Annotated in this window: 5 protein-coding genes; 1 reads left to right on the forward strand and 4 read right to left on the reverse strand. The window is 64.8% G+C overall.

Annotation, left to right across the window (positions count from 1 at the left end; translation table 11 throughout):
- The first annotated feature begins 12 nt into the window (after positions 1–12).
- On the forward strand, positions 13–711 hold the full coding sequence (locus NJC38_RS24050) for a helix-turn-helix transcriptional regulator (RefSeq protein ID WP_253117372.1): 699 nt from the start codon (positions 13–15) through the stop codon (positions 709–711).
- Between the two features lie 158 nt (positions 712–869).
- On the opposite strand, the gene NJC38_RS24055 is transcribed toward NJC38_RS24050, so the two are convergent.
- The 4 genes from NJC38_RS24055 to NJC38_RS24070 form a co-directional block, all read right to left on the reverse strand.
- Positions 870–2837: a MacB family efflux pump subunit gene (locus NJC38_RS24055; protein ID WP_253117373.1), complete on the reverse strand. Its 1968-nt coding sequence runs from the start codon at positions 2835–2837 to the stop codon at positions 870–872.
- A 2-nt stretch (positions 2838–2839) separates the two neighbouring features.
- Positions 2840–3985 carry a macrolide transporter subunit MacA gene (gene macA, locus NJC38_RS24060; protein ID WP_045491638.1) on the reverse strand — a complete coding sequence of 382 codons (1146 nt, stop codon included), beginning with the start codon at positions 3983–3985 and terminating at the stop codon, positions 2840–2842.
- 563 nt (positions 3986–4548) lie between these two features.
- The gene (locus NJC38_RS24065; RefSeq protein WP_253117374.1) at positions 4549–16083 is read right to left on the reverse strand and encodes a non-ribosomal peptide synthetase; all 11535 of its coding nucleotides are present in this window, start codon (positions 16081–16083) and stop codon (positions 4549–4551) included.
- On the reverse strand, positions 16080–20251 hold a 4172-nt coding region (locus NJC38_RS24070; RefSeq protein WP_253117375.1), incomplete at its 5' end, for an amino acid adenylation domain-containing protein. The genes NJC38_RS24065 and NJC38_RS24070, both read right to left, overlap by 4 nt.

Here is a 20251-nt window from a genome sequence, read left to right on the forward strand (position 1 = left end):
AGGGATGAAACGATGAATTCACGTGTGCTGTTCCCTCACCTCGGCAAGGTCATTGCCAGTACCGGCAGCCGGCATTTTCCGCGCATGCTGCATGATCTGATCCACAGCCATCTGGCCATCGATGCCACGCACATTCGCCGCCTGCCGCTTGATCCGGTGCAACAGGCAAGCTCCCCCGACGAAATCGACTTCTGCGCTTCGGCCCATGCCGAGCAGACGCCAACCACGCCGCACGCAGAGGCCGCGCAACTGCATCTGAGCCGCCACAAGGACGGTTTCCGCTACGAAATTTCCTTGTACCGCAGCCGCGAGCCGCAAGGCTTCTCGGCCCTGGAACGCACGCTGCTGCAGGATATCTCGCCGCTGTTGCTGCCCATGGTCGAAAAACACATCAGCGCCGTGCAACCGGCCGATACTCAAGCGCCAGCCGATGACAGCAGTGAACCGCAAACGCTGCGCCTGCGCTTTAGCGAACGCCTGCAGCAAAGCGGCCTGAAACTGTCGGCCCGCGAGATGGAAGTCTGTGTCGGCCTGCTGGCCGGGCGCACCGCACCGGAACTGGCCGTACAGCTGGACCTGAAGGTCAATACCATCGAAAGCTATCTCAAACGCGCCTCGATCAAACTGGGCATCAGTGGCCGGCACTCACTCAAACGCTGGATGTACTGCCCAGACGATGCAGCGCTCGGTGGCGAGCAACACGTTCAGTAAACCTGTTGAAGAGGGCGGCACATTCACAGCAGATGCAGTGTTTTTACTGGCCTCTTCGCGAGCAGAGCTCGCTCCCACCGAGGCACCAAGCATCTGATCGAGCGGGATTGCGGCCAAAGCGGATCGCCGCCTGGCCGCTTCTGCCAAACAGCATTCGATCAATCCCGCGCCAGCGCATCAATCGGATCCAGGCGCGCCGCGTTGCGCGCCGGGACGAAGCCGAACACCACACCAATCAGGGTCGAACAGGCCACGGCGGTGATGATTGCCCCGCCCGAAAACACCATCTCCCACTCCTTGATGAACACCGTAAACAGATGCCCGAGCCCGTAGGACAGCGAGATCCCAATTGCCCCGCCCAACAGGCAGACCATCACCGCTTCGACCAGAAACTGCTGGCGGATGTCTGACTGACGCGCGCCGACTGCCATCCGAATGCCGATTTCCCGGGTCCGCTCGGTCACCGACACCAGCATGATGTTCATCACCCCGATACCGCCCACCAGCAATGAGATCACCGCAATCAGCGATAACAGCAGCGCCAGTGAGCGGCTGGTTTTCTCCACGGTCTGCATGATGCTGTCGAGGTTATTGGTGAAGAAATCCTTGGTGCCGTGGCGCTGCTGCAGCAATTCGGTGACTTTCTCTTCGACCAGCTTGCTTGGCTGACCATCGCGGATGCGCACGCTGATGCTGTCCAGGTGGCGCTGGCCCAGCAGCCGGCCGGCGGCGGTCTGGTAAGGCACCCAGACGTTCAGGGCCTTGCTGGCGGCGAACATGTTCTTGTTGTCTGCGGTGACGCCGATCACCGTCACCGGCAAGTTGTCGATCAGGATCACCTGACCCAAGGGGTCGATCGTGTTGCCGAACAACCGCTGGCGTGCGTTGTGATCAATCACGACCACCTGGGCCTGACGCCGGGCATCGCTTTCACTGAAGGTGATGCCCGCCTCCATCTTGATCCCGCGTACCTGGAAATAGCTGTCGCTGACCCCGTTGACCTGGGCATCGAGGTCGATATTGCGATAGCGCAGCAGCAGGTTGCGGTTGACCACTGGCGTTGCGCTGTCCACGTAATACAACTGCCCCAGTGCCTGCACGTCCGAAAGCTGCAGGGTCTCGATGGCCGCCGCCCGGCTGTCGCCAAAGCTGGCGCCGGGGTACACATCAATGGTGTTGCTGCCAATCGCCTGGATGTCCTTGAGCACGTAGCGCTTGGCACCTTCGCCGATGGCCGAGATCGACACCACCGAGGTGATGCCGATGACGATGCCGAGCATGGTCAGCAAGGTCCGCATGCGATGCGAGATCAACGCCACCCAGGCCATGCGGAACGCTTCCTTGAACAAACCGACGCTGGCCACCATGCGCCGTGCAACCCCCGCCGCTGGCTGCTCCGTCGCCGGTTTGTCATGCGCCGAAAGCTGAGCATCGTTGCGCCGGTCGCTGATGATCACGCCGTCGCTGACCTCGATGATCCGCTCGGCATTGGCGGCCACCTTGGGGTCGTGGGTCACCAGAATGACCGTGTGCCCGGCAGCATGCAGTTCCTGGAGGATCGTCATGACCTCCTTGCCGCTGGTGGTGTCCAGTGCGCCAGTGGGTTCGTCCGCCAGGATCACCTCCCCGCCGTTGACCAGCGCCCGGGCGATACTCACCCGCTGCTGCTGGCCGCCGGACAACTGGCTGGGGCGATGATGCACATGGCCGCTCAGACCCAGCCGTTCGAGCAACCGCCGGGCCCGGCTGTGTCGTTCTTCGGGCGCGGTGCCGGCATAGATCGCCGGCATTTCGACGTTGTGCATCGCGCTCAGGTGCGGCAACAGGTGATAGCGCTGGAAGATGAAGCCGAAGTAGTCACGGCGCAATTCGGCCAGTGCCTGGTCATCGAGCTCACGGGTTTCCTGGCCATTGATCCGGTAGCTGCCGGCGCTGGGCTGGTCCAGGCAACCGAGGATGTTCATCAGCGTCGATTTGCCCGACCCCGAGGCACCGATGATGGCGACCATTTCGCCGGCATGGATGCTCAGGTCGATGCCCTTGAGGGCAATGAACTCACGGTCGCCGGCCATAAAGCTGCGGGTGATGCCGGTAAGGTGCAGCAAAGGTTGTTTGCCGTGCGCCATGCTCAGGTGTCCTTGTTGGCGTTGATCGGGTCGCCAATGACCACCCGATCGCCTTCAGCCAGGCCGGATTTGATCTCGACCCTGACGTTGTTATTGATGCCGGTCTGGACGCTGCGGCTCTGGGCCAGGCCTTTGCCGTCCAGCACCCGCACGTTGTAGCTGCCATCGGCGCTGCGCGCTCCGAGGGCGGCCACCGGCACGTTGAGTACCGCCTTGGCGGTGTCGAGCACGATATGCACCTGGGCAGTCATGGCGATGCGCAGGCGGTGGCCGGGGTTGGGCACGTCGAACAGGGCGTTGTAGAACACCGCGACGTTCTGTTTGGCGCTCTCGCTGTCGGCCTTCTGGAAGTCCTGCGGGGCCGGTTCGATACCGCGCAAGGTGGCGTAGTAGCGTTTGTCTTCGCCAAGAATGGTGAAGTACACCTGCTGGCCGGGGCTGATGTGGATGACGTCGGCCTCGGACACCTGAGCCTTGACGGTCATGGTGTCGAGGTCAGCGAGTTTGAGCAGGACCGGTGCCAGTTGGTTGGCAATGACGGTCTGGCCCTCCTGGGTGACGATCGCGACGACGTCGCCGTCGATCGGCGCGTTGATGCGGGTGTAAGCCAGGTTGATTTTGGCCGTATCGATCTGGATCCGCGCATCCTTGATCTGGGCCTTGAGCGATTGCAGGTTGGCCTGTTGCACTTCGTGGTCGGATTCGGCGTTCTCGAATTCCTGGCGGGAGATGGACGAGCCGCTTTCAAGAATGGTGTAGCGTTCAAAAATGCGTCGGGTTTTCTTCAACTGCGCTTCGGTCGCGCGCAGTTGGGCCTGGAGGTTTTCTTCGGCAATCTGCGCTTGCTGCAGGGTATTGCGCAGGATCTGCGGGTCGATTTCAGCGAGCCACTGGCCTTTCTGGACTTTGTCGCCGAGTTTGACCTTGAGGGACTTGAGCTGGCCGGAGACCTGGGCACCGACGTCAACCTGTTTGATGCCTTCAAGGGTGCCGCTGGCCAGCACAGCGTTTTCGATGTCGCTGCGTTCGACCGGGGCACTGAGGTATTGAGGGGCGTCGGCAGGTGCTTGTATGGCGTACAGAGCCAGGCCAGCCGCTACGGCAAGGGCCAGGCCAAGCGCGGTTTTGCGCAATGTTGAGGTTTGCATAGATCACTACCGTTCCAGGCTTTGCATGGGTGTTGCTGAGGTGTTGTGGGTTTGTTTGCTGATTGCTGATTGGTGGTCTTGCGGTCTTGTGATTGATCCGAAATACCGGTGCCTGAACCTCGGGTTCCGCCCCGACGGGCGGGTTACTTTGTTGCGGCAAAGTAACCAAACCGCTTGCTCCGGGTTTGGCCCCTTCGGGGTTCCCTCGCGCAGGCGCCATTCCAGGGGGCCGCCGCAATGGGCCATCCATGGCCCGGTGCGGCTAAACCGGCATCCATGCCGGTTTTCCCCCTTCCATGACACCTGCACTCGGCCAGCACCAACGTCGCGTTCGGCGGCGTCTGTGAGATCCCGGTTCGAAGAGCAAGAGCTGGCGTCAACACTGTCCGAATAAACACCGCGAACCCGGTGGGAGCGAGCTCTGCTCGCGAAGGGGCCAGCAAAAGCGGCACATCTGCTGTGGATGTCACCCTGTATCGGTCGTGGTCCGGCATCCCGGCAAGCCAACTCCCATCGGGCTACCAGAACAATGCTGGAGCAAGAATGGATTCGCACTCCAGGTTTCATGACAACACCTCACCTTCGGTGACGGTCTGTCCGTCGTGCCACCAGGCGGCGAGGCTGTAGACGTTGGGGGTTTTGAGGATGGTGAAGTGGTTGCCGGGGCCGTACCAGACGGCCAGTTCCGGGGTGAGTTTTTCCCAGCCGTTGAGCATGTTGGTTTGTTCGCGCTGGTTGCCGGCGCTGTCCAGCACCGGGTCGTCGACCAGCACCAAGCGCAGCGGGCCGTCGTAGCGTTGGGTCGGGCGGTAGCGGGTTCGCAAAGCGGTGGCGTAGGTGCGCGCAGGTCCATGCATGGCGTCGGGAGCCGAGTGGCGCGACAGCACGCCAGCGCTGACCAGGCCCTGGTGCAAGAGCTGCAACTGGCTGGCGTCGTCGGCGTCGGCAAACACCTGCGGGTCAATGCCCAGCGACTTGCCCGAGGCCAGTTGCAAGGCTTCGATCAACCGCTGCAAGGCGGCGGTGGTGGTGTAGGACCGCCCCGCCACACCGCTGCTGCCGGGCGCTTCGCTGTCGATCAGGGTCAGCGAGGTGATTTCCCGGCCACGGCGTTGCAGTTCGGCCGCCATTGCGTAAGCCACCCAGCCGCCGAATGAATGCCCGACCAGGTTCAGCGGCCCGTGCGGGTAGACCTGTTCGATGGCTTGCACGTAGAAGCGCGCGGCCGCTTCGACCCGGCTGTGGGGCACCGAGGTACCGTCCAGGCCACGCGGTTGCAGACCGTGGATCGGCCATTCCGGACCCAGCGCTTCGCTCAGGCCAATAAAGCTGGTGATGCTGTCGCCGGCGCCCGGCACGCAGAACACCGGTGCATGGCTTGGCTGGCCGCTCTGGATGGTGACCAACGGCTGGTACGCCGCAGCCTGTGGCTGCCCGGCCCGCGCCTGTTGCGCCCGGCTCATGGCAGCGCTCAGCGCCTGGCCCAGCACCTGCACATGGGGTGCCTGCATCATGCTCTGGTGATCGCCCGGCACCTCGATGCAGCACAATTGCCCGGCCGCCAGTTGGGTTTCCCAGCCCAGGCTCGGGCTGCGCTGCGACAGCGGGGTCGGCCGCTCGGCGGCGCAGAACAGGTGGACCGGCAGGTTGATCGGGTTGATCCGGTAATGCGCCAGCGCATGCCCGTGGGCCACTTCGCGGGCCATGAACTGTTGCAGGTCCGCTGCGCTGGCAGCGGCCAGGTCCGGATACAGCAACTGCTGGTCGCGGCAGCGTTGCAGCAGTTCGCTGAACTCAAGCCCCGCCGGTAACCGATCAAGGTCCTGCAACGGCTGCCGGCCGGCCTCGCCCTGGCTCAGCCAATGCATGCGGCAGTGCAGCAGCAGTTGTTGTTGCAGCACATCGACGCCGGACCAGCGTGCCTTGCCCTGGTCGGTCCAGCGCGGCACATAGGTGTCGAGCAGGCCGAGGAACTCGACCTGCTGGTCCATGCCCAGCAGTTGCAGGGCGACCTCAAAGGCCAGCACCCCACCGAATGACCAGCCGGCCAGACGATACGGCCCTTCAGGCTGGGCGCTGCGGATCACCGTCACCAGCCGTGCGGCCAGGCATTCCATGGTCTGCAGTTGCGGCTGGCCCAACGCGATACCCGGCAGGCCGTAGATCGGGAAGTCGCCGTCGATGTGCCGGCCCAGCGCCGGGAAGTAAACATCCAGGCCGCTGAACTCATGAACCAGAAATAACGGCGTGCCGCTGGCCCCGCCGCGCACGGTAATCAGCGCCTGATTCTGCTCCGGCAAGCCGCTGCGTTGCGCCAGCAAGGCGGCCACAGACTCGACACTGACGTGCTGGAACAGCTCGGCCAGGGTGATACTCAGCCCGGCCTGCTGCAATTGGTTGACCAGCCGCACGGCCAGCAATGAATGACCGCCCAGCTCGAAGAAACTGTCATGGCGGCCCACTTGCGGCACCTGCAACACTTCGCGCCAACAGGCCGCCAGTTGCTGCTCCAGCTCGCCTTGCGGGGCCTCGAAAACGCGGCTGACAAAGGCTTCCGGGGACGGCATCGGCAATGCCTTGCGGTCGACCTTGCCGTTGTTGGTCAGCGGCAACTGGCTCATCCGCACCCAGGCGGCCGGCACCATGTACTCCGGCAGACGCGCCTGCAGCCAGGCCCGCAGCGCAGCGTTATCAGGGCATGCGCCGGGCTGCTCGGCGACGGTGTACCAGGCAACCAGCCGCAGGGTGCCAGGTTCGATCTGGCGGGCCAGCACCACCACGTCCTTGACGCCCGGACAGGCGGCCAGGCGTGCTTCGATTTCGCCCAGCTCGACACGGAAACCACGAATCTTGACCTGATCGTCATGCCGACCGATGTATTCCAGCTGGCCGCTCTCCAGCCAGCGGACCTGGTCGCCCGTGCGGTACATCAGCGCGTCGGCCTGTGGGCTGAATGGGTCACGGAGGAATTTCTCGGCGGTCAGCTCAGGGCGGTTCAGGTAACCGCGCGCCACCCCGTCGCCGCCGATATACAACTCACCGGGCACCCCCAACGGCACCGGCTGCTGCCGCGCATCCAGAACATAGACCGTGCTGTTGGCAATCGGCCCGCCGATCGGTACGCCCTGGGCGTGCTCATCCACCGCCTGCACCTCGTAGGTGGTGGCGTAGGTGGTGGTCTCGGTCGGCCCATAGCAATGCACCAGTCGCAGCTGCGGCGCCACGGCCAGCAGCCGCCTGAACATCGCCGGCTCGGCCCGTTCACCGCCACACAGCAGAATCCGCAGCCCGGCCAGGACCTCGGGCATCAACTGCACGTACTGATTGAACAACGCGGTGGTGACGAACAGGATGCTGACTTGCTGCTCGCGCAGGCAATCGGCGAAGCGTTGCGGGTCGAGCAAGGTGGCGTGGTCGACCACCACCACGCAGCCGCCGTTGAGCAACGCCCCCCATACGTCCATGGTGCTGGCGTCGAATGCCGGGTTGGAGGCGAAGGCCACCCGGTCTTGGGCGTTGAAGTCGGCATAGTTGCTGTTGAGCACCAGCCGGGTGATGCCGCGATGGGCGATCAGCACGCCCTTGGGCGTGCCGGTGGAGCCGGAGGTGTACATGATGTACACCGGCGCAGCGGCGTCCTGCGCCAGTTGCGGGTTATGGACCGATTGGTCGGCAAGTGGCAACTGGTCCAGATCCAGGCGCCGGGCCGGGTACTCCAGCGCGGTGTCGCTGCGGGTCAGCAACGCCACGGCCTGGCTGTCCTGGACGATAAACGCCTGGCGCTCGGCCGGCGCATGAATGTCCAGCGGCACATACACCGCCGCGCATTTGCTGATCGCCAACTGGCTGACCAGCAAGTCGATGCTGCGTGGCAACAGGATTGCCAGATGATCGCCGGGTTTGACTCCGATACCGATCAGGTAATGCGCCAGGCGGTTGGCACGGGCGTTGAGTTGCTCGTAGCTTAAGGTCTGCGACCCGTCCACCACCGCCGTGGCCTGCGGTTGCTGCGCGACCTGCCGTTCAAACGCCGCATGGGCCGTCAGTTCGCGTGGGTAGTCACGGGCGCTGGCATTGAAATCCACCAGCAAGCGTTGGCGTTCAGCCGCTGGCAGCGGATCCAGCGCCAGCAGCGCAGACTGCGGCGCCTGCTCCAGCGCCAGTGTCAGTTGCTGCAAGACCTCAGCCATTGCCCCGCACACCCGGCTGGCATTGATGCCCGACGTGGTCAGGGCGGTCAGGCTCAAGCCGCTGCCCAGATCATCGACACTCAAGGTCAGCGGGTAGTTGGTGCGTTCTTCACTGTGCAGCACTTCAATGCCTTGCCAGGCCTGCCGGCCCTGGCTGGCCGCATCGGCCGGCTCGGCGCTGTGCCGGTAGTTGAGCAAGGCGCTGAACAGCGGCGTGCCGGCGGCCAGGCCGCTGCAGCGCTGGGCCAGCGCCAACGGCGCGTGTTCGTGGCGCAGCAAGCGGGTCAGCCCGGCGTGTACTGCGCGGGCGGCGGCCTCGACGCTATCCTCGGCAAGCCTGACGCGCAGCGGCAGGGTATTGATGAACACCCCCAGCGCCCGTTCGGCACCCTCGCCGCCCTGCAGACGCCCCAGCAACACGGTGCCAAACAGCACATCATCACGCCCCGCTAGCTGCCCCAGCAGCCGCGCCCAGGCCAGATGCACCAGGCTGGCGGTGCTGACGCCCAGCCGCCGGGCCTGCTCGCGCAGGCGCACACTCAAGGCGTCGTCGACCCGCTGCTGTGCCCGGCCGGTCGGCCCGGCGGCAAGCTGCGCGATACCAAACGGCAAGGTCGGCTCATCGACATCAGCGAGCATCTCGCTGAACAGCGCACGGTGTTGCTCCTCACCCAGCCCCTGACGGCTGAGCGCGACGTAAGTGCGATACGGCACCGGGGCCGGCAGGCTCGCTTGCTCGTGCACCAACAGCGCCTGCATTTCATGGCGCAACACCTCCAGCGCCACGTGGTCCATGACCAGATGATGGAATAGCAGCAAGGCCACTACTCGCTGGCTGCCCGGCTCTTGCGCCTGCACCAGGCGCAGCAGCGGCGCCTGATCCAGCGGCATGCGGTAGCTATGGCTGGCGTAACGGGCCTGCAACTGTTGCAACAGCCCGGCCTCGCCCGGCGCGGCGTGGAATGTTTCGCGGATCAGCGTGGCCTGGCGCCAGACCACCTGCACCGGCTCCGCCAGAGCGTCCCAGAACATCGAACTGCGCAGGATATCGTGGCGGTCAATCACCGCCTGCAAGGCTTCGGCAAACGCATCGAGACGCTGCGGGTCGGCAAATGCGAACTGCGCCTGCAACACATAGGGGTCGCCCTCACCGGCGGCCAGGTGGTGGTAGAGAATCCCGGCCTGCAACGGCGCCAGCGGATAGATGTCCTGCACATTGCCAGCGCCGCCAGGGACGCTGGCAACGATGCGGTTGATATCGCTCTGTTGCAGCGCCAGCAGTGGTAACAACTCAGGGGTGATCTGGGTGCAACCTGCCGGGATCCGATTGGCCGGTACATCAGCCTGCGGGCCACGGCTCAGGGTCGCCGCCAGCGCCGCCAGGGTCGGCTGGCCAAACAACACCTGCACATCCGTGGCCAGCCCCAATCGGCGCAGGCGCGCCACCAGGGTCACGGCCAACAGCGAATGCCCGCCCAGCTCAAAGAAGTGATCCTGGCGGCCGACCCGCTCCACCCCCAGCAGCTCGGCCCACAGCCCGGCCAGGGTGATTTCCAGCTCGCCCTGTGGCGCCTGGTATTCACGCACCGCCAGCGATTGCGCATCCGGCGCCGGCAGGGCCTTGCGGTCCAGCTTGCCGTTGGGGCTCAGCGGCAAGGCCGGCAGATGGACGAACTGCGCCGGGACCATGAACTCCGGCAGGCTTGCCAGCAGGTGCGCCCTCAAGGTGGCGATTTCCAGGGCACGGGCAGCGGTGTAGTACGCCACCAAACGCTTGTCGCCCGGCACGTCTTCGCGGGCAACCACTACTGCTTCATTAATTTCAGACTGATCGGTCAGGCGTGACTGAATCTCGCCCAGCTCAATCCGCAGACCACGGATCTTCACCTGGTCGTCATTACGCCCCAGATATTCGATGGTGCCATCGGCCAGATAGCGTGCGACGTCGCCGGTACGGTACATGCGGCCGTCCGCAAACGGGTCATTGAGGAAACGCTCGGCATTCAGCTCCGGGCGGTTCAGGTAACCGCGCGCCACCTGCACGCCACCGATGTACAGCTCACCGACCACACCCAGTGGCACCGGTTGTTGCTGGCTGTCGAGGATGTACATGCGGGTATTGGCAATCGGCTGGCCGATCGGCGTGTTGTCCGGGGTCTGCTCCAGCGGCCCGGCGCAATCCCAGGCGGTGACGTCCACTGCTGCTTCGGTGGGGCCATACAGGTTGTGCAGTTCGCTGTGCGGCAACTGCGTCTTGAAGCGCCGCACCAGGTGGCCCGGCAGGGCTTCACCGCTGCACACCACGCGCTTGAGCGACGTGCAATCGCCCGCCTCGCCATGGGCCAGGAACACCTCCAGCATCGAGGGCACGAAATGCAGGGTGGTGATCTGCTGCTGATCGATGATCCGTTTCAAATAGGCCGGGTCTTTATGGCCCTCCGGCTTGGCCATGACCAGTTGCGCGCCAGTGATCAACGGCCAGAAGAACTCCCACACCGAGACGTCGAAGCTGAACGGGGTCTTTTGCAAGATCCGGTCTTGCGCCGTCAGGCCATAGGCGTCCTGCATCCACAGCAGACGGTTGACCACCGCAGCGTGCTCGTTCATCACCCCTTTGGGCTTGCCGGTGGAACCGGAGGTGTAGATCACATAGGCCAGATTTGAGGCCGATGCATTCGCGAGCAAGCTCGCGCCTACAGGTGCTCCAGCGACAATTGTCTCCAGATTGATGACCGGGATGCCGCTGACGGGCAACAGATTGCGGGTCGCTTGATGCACCAGCAACACCACCGGCTCGCTGTCTTCGAGCATGTGCTGCAGGCGCTCCAGCGGATACGCCGGGTCCAGCGGCACATAGGCACCGCCAGCCTTGAGGATGCCCAGCAAGCCGACCACCATCTCGACACTGCGCTCGACACAGATCGCCACCCGCGCATCGGGCTGTACGCCCTGCTCAATCAGCACCTGAGCCAGGGCATCGGCCCGCGCCTCCAGTTGCGCATAGCTGAGCACCTGCTCACCGGCCTGCAATGCCGGGGCATTCGGGGTGCGCTGCACCTGGGCAGAGAAAAGCCCGTGCAGGGTCTGCTCAAGATCGTAAGGTACGGCGGTGGCGTTGAAGCCTTCCAGCAACTTCCAGCGTTCCTCGGCCGTGAGAATGTCGGCATATTCCAGCGCAGCCTGCTCGGCATCCAGCATGGCCTGCAGGGTGCGCTGCAAGTAGCCGGCATAACGCTCGATGGTCGTGGCATCAAACAAGGCGCTGGCGTATTCCAGGTTGCCGCCAATACCGCTGGCGGTTTCGCCCAGGTTCAGTGACAGGTCGAACTTGGCCACCTGGCTGTGCTGGGCAATACCTTGCAGATGCAACTCGCCCAGCATCGGCTGGCCATCGGCGCTACCGTCCAGCCCGCCATCCAGCCCCGAGTCCCAGCTCAGCAAGGTCTGGAAGATCGGGCTGTAAGCCAGGCTGCGGGCCGGGCGCACAGCCTCGACCACCTGCTCGAACGGCAATGCCTGATGCGCCTGGGCCTGCAATACCCGGTCCTTGACCCGTGCCAGCAGGGTCCGGGTGTCAGGCGCGTCGCTGATGTCGATGCGCAGGGCCACGGTATTGACGAACAACCCGATCAGGTTATCGATTTGTGCCGGATCACGGTTGGCCACCGGCGAGCCGATCACCACCTCTTGCTGACCAGACAAGCGCCCAAGCAACTGTGCCCAGGCACTGAGCATGACCATATACAGGGTCACCCCGTGACGCCGGGCCAGGGCCTTGAGCCCGGCGCTCAGCCGGGCATTGAGTTCGAACGGCACACTGGCGCCGCTGTAGTCCTGCTGCGCCGGGCGTGGGCGGTCGGTGGGCAGCAGCAGTTGCGCCGCAGCCCCGGCCAGGGTCTGACGCCAGTAGTCGGCCTGCTGGCTGAGCACTTCACCGCTGAGCCAGCGCCGTTGCCACACGGCGTAGTCACCATATTGCAGCGCCAGAGGCGGCAACGGGTCGGCCGCCCCCTGGCTGAAGGCTTGATACAAGGCGGCCAGTTCACGGGTCAGCACGCCCATCGACCAGCCGTCAGCGATGATGTGGTGCAAGGTCAACAACAGCACATGCTGGTCGTCGGCAATGCGCAGCAGCTGACCACGAATCAGTGCGTCGTGCTGCAAATCGAAAGGCCGCGCCGCCTCCTCACGCATCAGCGCATCGATATCCAGCCCCTGCGCGTCACTGACGCGCAGCAGCGCCCCGCCTTCGGCCGGGCTGATGTGCACCCGCGGTTCATCGTCATGGGCGACAAACCGGCTGCGCAACGTCTCATGGCGGGCCACGATACGGCTCAGCGCGCGTTGCAGGGCATGCTCATCGAGCCGGCCACTCAGGCGCAGCCGTACGGCAATGTTGTAGGCCGCACTGGCGCCCTGCATCTGGGCGAGGAACCACAGCCGCTGCTGGGCAAACGACAACGGCAGCGGCTCATTGCGCGCCACCGGCATAATCTCTGGCTGGCTGCTGCGGCTGGCGCGGCTCAGCGATTGGGCCACGGCAGCAAGCTCGCCATTGGCGAATAGCTCGCCCAGGCTCAGCTCCACCCCCAGCCGCTGGCGCACCTGGGCGGCCAGACGCATGGCCAGCAGCGAATGCCCGCCCAGTTCGAAGAAGCGATCATGGCGGCTCACTCGCTCCACGCCGAGCAACTCGCCCCAGATCTGCGCCAGCGCGGTTTCCAGTTCGCCCTGCGGCGCCTGGTAACCGTGGCTGAACAAGGCACTGCGCTGCGGACGCGGCAAGGCGCGGCGATCGACCTTGCCGTTGGCGGTCAGCGGCAGCGCGTCAAGGCTGACAAACGCCACCGGCACCATGTACTCCGGCAATACGCCGAGCAGTTGCTCACGCAACACAGGCGGCTCCATGACCTGGGCAGCGGTGAACCAGGCCACCAGCCGGCTCTGGCCGGGCTCGTCTTCCAGCGCCAGCACCACCGCCTCTTTGATGCCCGGTACGTGCGCCAGTGCGCTTTCAATCTCGCCCAGCTCGATGCGTACCCCGCGAACCTTCACCTGATCGTCATTACGGCCCAGATATTCGAGGTTGCCATCGGCCAGCCAGCGCACCAGGTCGCCGGTGCGGTACATCCGCCCGCCATTGAACGGGTCAGTCAAAAAGCGCTCGGCGGTCAGGTCTTCACGGTTCAGATAACCCCGCGCCACACCGGCGCCGCCGACATACAACTCACCGACCACACCGATTGGCACCGGCTGCTGTTGCTCGTCCAGCACGTAAGCCTTGGCATTGGCCATCGGCTTGCCGATATGCAGCAGCTCACCCACCTGCATCACCCCAGAGGTCGCCACCACGGTGGCTTCGGTCGGGCCGTAGTTATTGACCACCGCGAAGCCCGGATCACGCTGGAACTGGCGCAGCCGGTCGCCACCGATCAACAGGGTCTTGAGGGCCGGATGCGGCTGTTGCTGGCTGAAGGCGTATTCGGCCACCGGGGTCGGCAGGAAGCTGACGTCCAGCGGCTGGGCACGCCACCAGTCGAGCAAGGCTTCGATGTCCTGTTCGCCGTCCTGGGTCGGGGCCAGATGCAAGGTCGCGCCGCTGCACAGCGCCGGCCAGATTTCCCAGGCCATGGCATCGAAACCGAAGCCGGCCAGGCTGGAGGTGTGCTTGCCCACGCCCAGATCGAAAGCCTCGCAGTGCCAGTCCACCAGATTGTTGAGGGTCTGGTGCTCGACCATTACACCTTTGGGCAGGCCGGTGGAGCCGGAGGTGTAGATCACGTAGGCCAGGTTATTGACCGTGGCCCTTTGAGTCAGCTCGCCGTTCAACTGCGCTGCCGGCAGACGGTCCAGCTCGATCACCGGCACCGACAACACCGGCAGCCGGCCAGCCAGCTCACTCAAGGTCAGCACCACCTTGGGCTGGCTGTCACTGAGCAGGTAAGCCAGCCGCTCGGCCGGGTGCGCCGGGTCGACCGGCACGTATGCGCCGCCGGCTTTGAGCACCGCCAGCAACCCCACCAGGGTGTCGAGGCCACGGCGGGCCACCACGGCCACCCGCTCATCGGGCTGGACGCCCTGCGCCAGCAGTTGAGCCGCCAGGCCGTTGGCGCGCTGCTCCAGTTGCCCATAGCTCAGGCTCTGGCCCTGATACACGGCGGCTACGGCGTCGGGCCGTTCGGCAGCCTGCGCGGCCACGCGCTGATCAATGGTCAGGTGCTGCGGATAATCCGCGGCCGTGGCGTTGAAGCCGTTCAATAGCTGGCGGCGCTCAGCCGCTGGCAGGATCGGCAAGCTATCAATGGCGATCTGCGGGGTCAGCTCCAGCGCCTGGACCAGTTGCTCCACGGCGCAGAGCATGTACTGGCAGACTCGCGGGCCGTCGATGCCCGCCGTGCTCAGCAGGCTGAGACTGAACTCACGACCCAGGTCATCGACGCTCAGGGTCAGCGGGAAGTTGGTGCGCTCGCGGCCATGACGGGTGTCGATGCCCTCCCAGGCCGCCAGCGCCTCGGCATTGGCGCCGGCCACGGTGCCGCTGGCGCTGTGTCGGTAGTTGAGCAACGCGCTGAACAGCGGCGCCGGTGCCGCCACGCCGCTGCAGCGTTGGGCCAGGGCCAGCGGTGCGTGCTCGTGGCGCATCAGGCTGATCAGCCGGGCATGGGTGGTTTTCAATGCCTGGTCGGTGGCCGCGCCGTCGATATCCACCCGCAATGGCAAGGTATTGATGAAAATGCCCAGCGCCCGGTCAGTGGCTTCGGCGCCTTGCAGGCGGCCCATCAACACCGTGCCGAACACCACCCGGGCCTGGCCGCTGAGCACGCTCAACACCCGCGCCCAGGCCAGATGGAACAGGCTGGCGGCGCTGATGCCCTGCTGGCGCGCCTGTTCACGCAAGCGCAGGCTCAGTGGCGGCGGCAGGTTCAGGCCGGTCTCGCGGGTCGTGCTGCCGTCGCCCTGCACATCATGTAAACCAAACGGCAGGGTCGGCTCGTGGACCGCACCGAGCATGTCGCGGAAAAACGCCTCGTGATCGGCCTCGCTGGTGCCCAGCCGGGCCTGGGCCACGTAATTGCGAAATGGCACCGGCTTGCCCAGTTTGCCGCCCTGACCACTGAGAAACGCCTGCATTTCATGGCGCACGACATCCAGCGCACTGTGGTCCAGTGCCATATGGTGAAACAGCAGCACCGCGCTGATCGTGCCATTGTCTGGATGACGGCTGAAGCCCAGTTGCAGCAACGGCGCCCGGCTGACGTCCAGACGCAGGCTGGCCGGGTCAAAGTGTTGTTGCAGCGCCGATTGGGGCGTCTGGCCGGGCGCAGCGAGCACTTGCTGCTGAATCAGAAAGGCCTGGCGCCAGACCACTTGCACGGGTGCTGGCAGGCCCTGCCAGAGCACCGCGCTGCGCAGAATGTCGTGGCGGTCGATCACCGCCTGCAAGGCCAGCACAAAGGCATCCAGGCGTTGTTCGCTGGCAAACACAAACTGCGCCTGGAGCACATAAGGGTCACCGCCACTGGCGCTGACATGGTGATAAAGAATGCCCTCCTGCAGCGGAGCCAGCGGGTAGATGTCCTGCACATTGGCCGCGCCGCCAGGCACCGTGGCGACGATGGCGTCGATCTGCGCCTGGTCCAGGCTAAGCAGGTTGAGCATCGCCGGGGTGATCTGCGTACATCCTTCGGCAATGGCATTGGCCGGCATCGTGACCTGGCCGGCATTGCCGGGGTCGTATAGCCCTGCGCGAATCAGCTCCAGCAACGCCGGCTTGTGCGCGCGCAATATCGCCAGCATGCCCGGCTCGCTGAGCGCCTGCCGGTTGCCTTGCACCACCAGTTGGTCATCCTTGAGCGCCAACTGGATGTCCTTGGCCTTCAGGGCCGCCAATACGTCATTCAGGCTCACAGGACGATCTCCATTCTTTCCGTAATTGCCGCGTAGCCGGCCAGGGTCGGTTGCTCGAACAACGCCCTGACATCGGCCTCGATTCCTTGCTGCTGCAGACGGCCGATCAGGGTCACGGCCAATAACGAATGCCCGCCCAGCTCGAAGAAGTGATCCTGGCGGCCGACCCGCTCCACCCCCAGCAACTCGGCCCACAGCCCGGCCAAGGTGATTTCCAGCTCGCCCTGTGGCGCCTGGTATTCACGCACCACCAGCGATTGCGCATCCGGCGCCGGCAGGGCCTTGCGGTCCAGCTTGCCGTTGGGGCTCAGCGGCAAGGCCGCCAAGTGCACGAACTGCGCCGGAACCATGAACTCCGGCAGGCTTGCCAGCAGGTGCGCCCTCAAGGTGGCAATTTCCAGGGCATGGGCAGCGGTGTAGTACGCCACCAGACGCTTGTCGCCCGGCACGTCTTCGCGGGCAACCACGACTGCTTCATTAATTTCAGACTGATCGGTCAGACGTGACTGAATCTCGCCCAGCTCGATCCGCAGGCCACGGATCTTCACTTGGTCGTCATTACGCCCCAGGTATTCAATGGTGCCATCGGCCAGATAGCGTGCGACGTCGCCGGTACGGTACATGCGGCCGTCCGCAAACGGGTCATTGAGGAAACGTTCGGCATTCAGCTCCGGGCGGTTCAGGTAACCGCGCGCCACCTGCACGCCACCGATGTACAGCTCGCCCACCACGCCCAACGGCACCGGTTGTTGCTGGCTGTCGAGGATGTACATGCGGGTATTGGCAATCGGCTGGCCGATCGGCGTGTTGTCCGGGGTCTGCTCCAGCGGCCCGGCGCAGTCCCAGGCGGTAACGTCGACGGCCGCCTCGGTGGGGCCATACAGGTTGTGCAGTTCGCTGTGCGGCAGTTGCGCCTTGAAGCGCCGCACCAGATGCCCCGGCAGGGCTTCACCGCTGCACACCACGCGCTTGAGCGAGGTGCAGTCGCCCGCCTCGCCATGGGCCAGGAACACCTCCAGCATCGAGGGCACGAAATGCAGGGTGGTGATCTGCTGCTGATCGATGACCCGCTTCAAATAAGCCGGGTCTTTATGCCCTTCGGGCTTGGCCATGACCAGTTGCGCGCCGGTGATCAACGGCCAGAAGAACTCCCACACCGACACATCGAAGCTGAACGGGGTCTTTTGCAGCACACGGTCGCCAGCCGTCAGGCCATAGGCGTCCTGCATCCACAGCAGGCGGTTGACCACCGCAGCGTGCTCGTTCATCACCCCTTTGGGCTTGCCGGTGGAGCCGGAGGTGTAGATCACATAGGCCAGATTTGAGGCGGATGCATTCGCGAGCAAGCTCGCGCCTACAGGTGCTCCAGCGACAATTGTCTCCAGATTGATGACCGGGATGCCGCTGACGGGCAACAGGTTGCGGGTCGCTTGATGCACCAGCAACACCACCGGTTCGCTGTCTTCGAGCATGTGCTGCAGGCGCTCCAGCGGATACGCCGGGTCCAGCGGCACATAGGCACCGCCAGCCTTGAGGATGCCCAGCAAGCCGACCACCATCTCGACACTGCGCTCGACACAGATCGCCACCCGCGCATCGGGCTGTACGCCTTGCTCAATCAGCACCTGAGCCAGGGCATCGGCCCGTGCTTCCAGTTGCGCATAGCTGAGCACCTGCTCGCCGGCCTGCAATGCCGGGGCATTCGGGGTGCGCTGCACCTGGGCAGCGAAAAGCCCGTGCAGGGTCTGCTCAAGATCGTAAGGCACGACGGTGGCGTTGAAGCCTTCCAGCAGTTGCTGACGTTCTTCGTTGTCCAGCACCGGCAGGCTATTGACCGGCCGCCGCGGCTGCTGCTCCAGAGCCTCGACCAACTCGCTCAGGGCCTGCTGCATGTAGCCGCACAGGCGCCCGGCGCCGATGCTGGCCGGCGTCAAGACAGTCAGTCTAAAACCATCGCCCAAGTCGTCGGCATTCAGGGTCAGCGGGTAGTTGGTGCGCCCTTCATGCTTGAGGGTGACGATGCCTTGCAAGGCTTGTTGCTGGCTGGCATGGTTCTCGCTGTGACGGAAGTTGAGCATCGCGCTGAACAGCGGTAGCGGCGCGGCCACCCCGCTGCAACGCTGGGCCAGGGCCAATGGCGCGTGTTCATGCACCAACAGCGCACTGAGCCGGGCGTGGGTGCTTTTCAGCGCGTCACGCACACCGGCGCCGTCAAGGTCGACCCGCAGCGGCAAGGTATTGATAAACATCCCCAGGCCGCGATCAGCACCGGCACCGCCTTGCAGGCGGCCAAGCAACACGGTGCCGAACACCACACTGTCCTTGCCGCTGGTGGCGCCCAGCACCCGTGCCCAGGCCAGGTGGAACAGGCTCGCGGCACTGACCCCGGCCTGTTGCGCCTGGCTGCGCAGGCGGCTGGCCAGGCTGGCCGGCAGCTCCAGCTGGAGTTGTTCGATATCGGCGCCATCACCCTGCACGTCGCGCAGGCCAAACGGCAGGGTCGGCTCGTCGATGTCGCCAAGCATGTCGCGGAAAAACCCTTCGTGCTCCTGCTCACTGACCCCATGGCGGGCCTGCACCACATAGTTACGGTACGGGATTGCCTGGCCCAGCGAGGCGTCCAGGCCCAGCAGGCTGACCTGCATTTCCTGGCGCACCACCTCCAGCGCGGTATGGTCCAGCGCCAGGTGATGGAACAGCAGGATCGCGACCACCCGCTGATTGGCCGGATCATTGGCCAGTACCAGCTGGACCAGCGGCGCCTGGCTGATGTCCAGGCGGTACTCGCGGGCGTCGAAGCGCGCTTGCAACTGGGTCAGCACATCGCCGGCGGCCGGGTCGATCTGAACTTCCAGCAACGGCAATGGCGCCTGGCGCCAGACCACCTGCACCGGGGTCGGCAGGCCCTGCCAGAGCACCGCAGTGCGCAGGATGTCATGCCGGGCGATGACCGCGCGCAGCGCGTCAGCAAAGGCCAGCAGGCGTTCATGGCTGTCGAAGGCCAGGCACGATTGCAGCAGGTACGGGTCACCCTGGCGGGCACTGATGTGGTGATAGAGGATGCCTTCCTGCAACGGCGCCAGCGGGTAGATATCCTGCACATTGGCCACGCCGCCCGGCACGCTGGCGACAATATGGTCGATGGCCGACTGATCGAGTTGCACCAGCGGCAGCAGGTCGGGGGTGATGCGTTGCGTATCAAGCGTGATCAGGTTGGCCGGCACCGCCACTTCACGGCTGTTGCCCACGGCGGCGGCCAGCGCGGCCAGGGTCGGCTGGTTGAACAGCACCCGCACATCGCTGGCCAGCCCGGCCTGGCGCATGCGCTCGACCAGCGTGACCGCCAGCAACGAATGCCCGCCCAGCTCAAAGAAGTGGTCGAAACGCCCGACCCGCGGCACCTTGAGCACCTCGGCCCAGATCGCGGCCAGGGCTGTTTCGGTCTCGCCTTGCGGCGCCTGGTACTCACGGCTGAGCAACGCGTCCTGATCCGGGTCCGGCAGTGCCTTGCGGTCGAGCTTGCCGTTGACGGTCAGCGGCAGGCTGTCGAGTTGTACCCAGGCTGCCGGTATCAGGTAATCGGCCAACCGACCTTGCAGGTAATCGCGCAGCGCCTGCAGGTCAACAGGCTGTGTGGCACTGAACCAGACCACCAGTTGCCCGCCGCGTACCAGCGCCACCGCATCGTTGATATCCGTATGCAGGGTCAGCGCCGCTTCAATCTCGCCCAGCTCGACCCGCACCCCGCGAATCTTCACCTGGTCGTCATTACGGCCCAGATACTCCAGGTTGCCATCGGCCAGCCAGCGCACCAGGTCGCCGGTGCGGTACATCCGCCCGCCATTGAACGGGTCAGTCAAAAAGCGTTCGGCGGTGAGGTCTTCACGGTTCAGGTAGCCGCGTGCCACACCGGCACCGCCGACATACAGCTCACCGACCACACCGATTGGCACCGGCTGTTGCTGCTCGTCCAGCACGTAAGCCCTGGCATTGGCCATCGGCTTGCCGATATGCAGCAGCTCACCCACCTGCATGACGCCGGAGGTCGCCACCACCGTGGCTTCGGTCGGGCCGTAGTTATTGACCACCGCAAAGCCCGGATCACGCTGGAACTGGCGCAGCCGGTCACCGCCGATCAACAGGGTCTTGAGGGTCGGGTGCGGTTGTT

The organism is Pseudomonas sp. 21LCFQ010 (genome assembly GCF_024129905.1).
GTDB lineage: Bacteria > Pseudomonadota > Gammaproteobacteria > Pseudomonadales > Pseudomonadaceae > Aquipseudomonas.